The following is a 233-nucleotide window of genomic DNA, read 5'->3' on the forward strand; positions in this document are numbered from 1 at the left end:
AGTTTAATGCCATTGCAGCTTTCATTGCAAAGTTAACTGCTTCTTTATTTAAAGTAGGAAGTACTCCTGGGTATCCTAAGTCAATTACACTTGTTTGTGTATTTGGTTCCGCTCCGAATTCTGTTGGACTCGCAGAGAAAATTTTCGAATTTGTTTTTAACTCAACGTGAACCTCTAAACCAATAATTGTTTCTAAATTCATCTATGCTCGCCTCCTTACAGACTTGCTTTTT

1 pseudogene is annotated in these 233 nt (G+C 36.1%); it reads right to left on the reverse strand.

The features are described 5' to 3' along the window. A pseudogene (locus KVT11_RS20715) lies at nucleotides 1-202 on the reverse strand (Asp-tRNA(Asn)/Glu-tRNA(Gln) amidotransferase subunit GatB); the annotation flags it as partial. Nucleotides 203-233 lie beyond the last annotated feature (31 nt).

Origin of the sequence: Bacillus sp. GbtcB10 (assembly GCF_019091365.1) — a bacterium.
Classification (GTDB): Bacteria; Bacillota; Bacilli; order Bacillales; family Bacillaceae; genus Bacillus; species Bacillus altitudinis.